Annotated in this window: 5 protein-coding genes; 2 read left to right on the top strand and 3 right to left on the bottom strand. The window is 72.7% G+C overall.

The features are described from left to right. Positions 1–519, bottom strand: a 519-nt coding sequence (locus ACYVE7_RS29310) for an MFS transporter (RefSeq protein ID WP_460369175.1), incomplete at its 3' end; no start/stop codon positions are given. Between the two features lie 91 nt (positions 520–610). Between ACYVE7_RS29310 and ACYVE7_RS29305 the strand changes: the two genes are divergently transcribed. Both ACYVE7_RS29305 and ACYVE7_RS29300 read left to right on the top strand, forming a co-directional pair. Further along, entirely contained in the window at positions 611–1,561 is a 951-nt protein-coding gene (locus tag ACYVE7_RS29305; protein ID WP_460369172.1) for a LysR family transcriptional regulator, read from the top strand. A gap of 63 nt (positions 1,562–1,624) precedes the next feature. After that, positions 1,625–3,049: a long-chain-fatty-acid--CoA ligase gene (locus ACYVE7_RS29300; protein WP_460369169.1), complete on the top strand. Its 1,425-nt coding sequence runs from the start codon at positions 1,625–1,627 to the stop codon at positions 3,047–3,049. On the opposite strand, the gene ACYVE7_RS29295 is transcribed toward ACYVE7_RS29300, so the two are convergent. Both ACYVE7_RS29295 and ACYVE7_RS29290 read right to left on the bottom strand, forming a co-directional pair. Further along, the gene (locus ACYVE7_RS29295) at positions 3,046–4,254 is read right to left on the bottom strand and encodes a cytochrome P450 (RefSeq protein WP_460369166.1); all 1,209 of its coding nucleotides are present in this window, start codon (positions 4,252–4,254) and stop codon (positions 3,046–3,048) included. The genes ACYVE7_RS29300 and ACYVE7_RS29295 overlap by 4 nt on opposite strands. An 80-nt stretch (positions 4,255–4,334) precedes the next feature. Beyond that, a partial coding sequence (locus tag ACYVE7_RS29290) for a helix-turn-helix domain-containing protein (protein WP_460369162.1) occupies positions 4,335–4,750 on the bottom strand: 416 nt, incomplete at its 5' end.

Here is a 4,750-nt window from a genome sequence, read left to right as displayed (position 1 = left end):
GAGCGGGACGTTGACGAGGAACGCCCACCGCCACCCGGCCAGCCCCAGCAGCTCCGCCCGGTCGGCGAACAGCCCGCCGATCGGCGGGCCGAGAAGCGTCGCCAGCGCGAAGACGGTCAGGAACCGTGCCCCGTAGCGGGGACGTTCGCGGGCCGGCACCAGGTCGGCGAGCAGCACCGAGATCAGCGCCAGCATCCCGCCCGCCCCGAGGCCCTGCACGGCCCGGCACACCGCGAGCCACGGCAGCGAACCGGCCGCCGAGCACAGCGCCGAGCCCGCGACGAACAGGGCGAGCGCCGCCAGGAACGGGTTCTTCCGCCCGAACTGGTCGGACAGTCCGCCGAACAGGGGCCCCGCGACGGTCGAGGAGATCAGGAACGCCGTCGTGATCCAGCCCTGCCCGGCCGGGTCGTCCAGCAGCAGCCCGATCCGCACCCCCGCCGCCGCGACGATCGTGTGGTCGAGTCCCGCCACGAAGGCGACCACCAGCAGGGCGATGACACAACCACGGGTGGACATCGTGCCATTGAAGGTCCAGGTGATCGGGGAATCAAACAACCATCGACCGTTCCCGCACAACCTAAGGTTGTATGGATTGTACGCTGCGCGGATGAACCTGGAAGCCGTACGGGCGGTCGTGCTGGTGGCGGAGGAAGGGCAGTTCCAGGCCGCCGCGGCCCGGCTGGGGATCAGCCAGCAGGCCGTGTCGAAGCGGATCGCCGGACTGGAATCCCTCCTCGGCGCCGCCCTGTTCGACCGGGTCGCCTCGGGCGCCGTCCTCACGCTCGACGGCCGCACCTTCCTCCCGCACGCGCAGGCCGTCCTGAAAGCGGCGGAAGCCGCCATCGCCTCGGTCCGCCCGGAGTGCCGCCCGCTGCGGGTGGACGTCATCGGCCGCAGGACCGCCGCGGCCGCGCTCCTGCGGGGCTTCCACGAGCACGCCGCCGACCAGCCCGTGGAGATGCTGACCCTGCCCGGCGCCCCGTACACCGTCCACGCACTCCTCGACGGCCGGATCGACGCCGCCTTCGCCTATCTGCCCGCCCCGCCGGACCCCGGGCTCCGCCACACCTTCGCCCGCTTCGAACCGCTCGAACTCGTTGTCGGCGCCCACCACCCGCTGGCCTCGGCGGGAACCGTCCGACCGGCCGATCTGGCGGGCCACCGCATCTGGATCCCCGGCATAGTCCCCGGCACCGAATGGGCCGCCTACTACCTCGAGATGGCCGCCGCGTTCGGGCTGGACATCGACGGCGACGGCCCCAACTTCGGCGTCGAGGCGCTGCTCGACACCGTCGCGGAGTCGCCCGCCACCGCGACGCTCATGGGCCGTCATCTCCGCCTGCCCTGGCCCGCGGAGGCAGGGCTGCGCCGGATCCCGTTCGCCGACCCGCTCCCGGTCTACCCCTGGTCCCTGCTCTGGCCCGAAAGCTCACACCATCCGGGCCTGCCCCGCCTGATCGACCATGTACGGGCCGGGTTCGACCCGGGGACGGTGCCGCTCTGGCTCCCGGCCCACACCCGCCGGGGATTTCAGGCCGCCCGGCCCGGCGAACGGTAAGCGTTCGGATCTTCACGGCACGGCCGTAGGCGTGTCCCGGGTTGCCCCCTTATGCTCAGGCAAGTGAGTACTTTGGGGCAGGAACTCGTCGTCCGCGCAGAAAAGCACGGCGAGCGGAGCGCGCTGATCTTCGAGGACCACGTGGTCTCCTACCGGGAGTTCGCCGAGCTGGCCGCCCGGGTGGCGGGCGAGCTGCGGCGGCGCGGTCTCGAGCCGGGCGACCGGGTGGCGGTCATGCTGCCCAACGTGCCGGCGTTCGCGATCGTCTTCTACGGGGTGCAGCTCGCGGGCGGCGTCGCCGTGCCGATCAACCCGCTCTGCAAGGAGCGCGAGGTCGGGCACTATGTCCGCGACTGCTCGGCCCGGTTCCTGGTCGTCGGCGACCACCAGGCGACCGAGGAGACCAGGTTCGGCGCGCGGGTGCTCGGCGTCGACGCCGTCGCGTCCCAGCTCACCGGGGGAGCGCCCGCCGCGCCGGTCGCCCGGGCCGCCGACGACGTCGCGGTGATCATCTACACGGCGGGGATGACCGGGGTGTCGCGCGGGGCGCAGCTCACCCACGCCAACATCGGCTCCAACGCGGCGGCGGTCGCGGCCGAGCTGCTGGCCCTGACGGCCGACGACACCGTGCTCGGCTGCCTGCCGTTCTTCCACGCCTTCGGGCTGACCTGCACGCTCGTGGCGTCCGTGCACAGCGGCGCGGCCCTCGTGCTGGTCCCGCGGTTCACGCCTGGCAAGGCGCTCGAGCTGATGCGCGCCCACCGCGTCACGGTCCTGCTGGCGGTGCCGACGATGCTCGCCGGGCTGCTCGCCTCCGACGACGGCACCGGCCTGCCCGACCTGCGGACCTGCGTGTCGGGCGGCTCCTCGCTCCCGGTCGAGCTGCTGGAGGAGTTCGAGAAGGTCTTCGGCCGTCCCGTGTACGAGGGGTACGGCCTGTCGGAGACCTCTCCGGTCGCGTCGTTCAACCATCCGGCGCTGGGCCGCAAGGCCGGCTCGATCGGCACCCCGGTCCCCGGCGTCGAGATGGACCTCGTCGACGGCGAGATCGTCATCCGCGGAGCGAACCTGATGAAGGGCTACTGGCGGGCCGAGGAGGCCACCGCCCAGGTGATCAGGGACGGCTGGCTGTACACCGGCGACCTCGCCCACCGCGACGCCGACGGCTACTACTTCATCACCGGACGCAGCAAGGACCTCGTGATCAGGGGCGGGCTCAATGTCTACCCCGGCGAGATCGAGACGGTCCTGCTGGAGCACCCGGACGTCGCGGAGGCCGCCGTCCACGCCGTCCCCGATCCGGTGCTCGGCGAGGAGGTGGCCGCCGCCGTCGTCCTCAGACCGGGCGCGGCCGCGACCGCGGACGAGCTGAGGGCGTTCGTCCGCGGCCAGGTGGCCCCGTACAAGTACCCGAGGACGGTCCGGCTCGCCGACGCCCTGCCGAAGGGTCCCGACGGCCGGATCGACCGCTCCGCCCTGCGCGGCTAGGCCGTCACCGGCAGCCGGACCGGCCGGTACATGAGCGCGTCCTGAGTCCACTCCAGGGTGGCCGGATCCACGGTGAGCCGCAGGTCCGGCAGCCGGGTGACGACCGCGCGGATCGACTCCTGGAGCTCCAGCCGCGCCAGGTTCGCGCCGAGGCAGTAGTGGGGCCCGTGCCCGAACCCCAGATGCGGGGGCTGGTCGGGATCGGTGAACCGGCGGATGTCGAACCGGTCGGGCGCGTCGTAGGCGGCCGGGTCGTGGTTGGCGGCGTACTCGTTGGGCAGCAGCACGGTCCCCGCCGGGACCGTGCCCGACGGCAGCGCCATGTCGGTGGCGGCCAGCCGGAACAGCCCGTTGCCTGGGCCCTCGGACCGCATGATCTCCTCGACGGCCGGTGCGATCAGCCCGGGATCGTCGCGGACGGCCGCGAACTGCTCGGGATGGAGCAGCAGCCGGAAGATCCCGCGGGAGATCATCGCGGCGGTGGTCTCGTGACCGGCGAGGATCAGGGTGAAGACCATGTTGACCAGTTCGCCCTCCGACAGCCTGTCGTCGGCGTCACGGGCCTGGATCATGGCGTCGATGAGGTCGTCGCCCGGTTCCGCGCGGTGCGCGGCGACCAGCTCCGCCGCGTACCCCATGAACGCGGCGTATCCCTCACCCCTGGCCTCGGCGGACGCGTTCGTGGTCGACATGAACATCTCGGTCCAGCCGCGGAACTCCTCGAACCGGTCGGCGGGCACCCCGAGCACCGCGCAGATCACCCGGGCGGGCAGCGGGACGGCGAACTCGGACACCAGATCGAAGGAGGAGTCGAGCCCGTCGATGAGCTCGTCGGCGATCTCGGCGGTCCTGGGCCGCCACTTCGCCACGGCCCGCGGGGTGAACGCGCCCTGCAGGATCCGCCGGAACCGGGTGTGGTCGGCTCCGTCCTGGTTGATCAGCGCGGTGGGGTCGTCGTCGACGGACATGCCGCTGACCATGCGCGGCAGGCCCGGCGCGCGCAGGTTCCGGCTGGCGGCGGGAGAGACCAGCGCGGCCCGCACGTCGTCGTAGCGGACGAGCATCGGCACCCGGTCGCCGCTCGGCATGGTCGCCTCCTCCAGCGGCGCCTCCGCGTGCCGCCGTGCCAGCTCGGGCGAGGCGCCCCCGAGCTCTCCAGGTGGAAGGTCCTTCCACGGCCACTCGCTGTCAGGTCCGTCGCTCACGCGCGCTCCCCTCGAAGTCCGGCTCCCGGAACGTAACTTCGTGTAAGCGGTCGGTCAACGCCCGGAACGGGACACTGGCGCTAGCGGAAGGCGCGCCGGTAAGCCGCGGGGGTCGTGTGGAGCGCGTTGTGGAAGCGGCGGCGCAGATTGACCGCCGACGACAGGCCGACGCGCTGCGCGATGGTCTCGACCGGCAGATCGGTCTCCTCCAGCAGGGCGCGGGTGGTGGCGATCCTGCGGTCGAGCAGCCAGCGGCCGGGGGAGACGCCGAGCTGTTCGGTGAAGTACCGGTTGAGCGTGCGCGGCGAGACTCCGGAGTGGGCCGCGATGTCCTCGACGGTCAGCGGCTGGTCCAGCCGTGCGGTGATCCACTCCAGCAGCGGGGCCAGCGAGTCGGGGACGGGCCCGCTGGTCGGCAGTTCGGGGAACTGGCGCGAACCGCCCTCGCGCGGCGGCGCGGCCCCGACCTGGCGGCCGATCCGCGCCTCGACCGTCC

It is taken from the genome of Actinocorallia lasiicapitis, from assembly GCF_054778695.1.
This window is presented reverse-complemented; position numbering and strand designations above follow the sequence as displayed.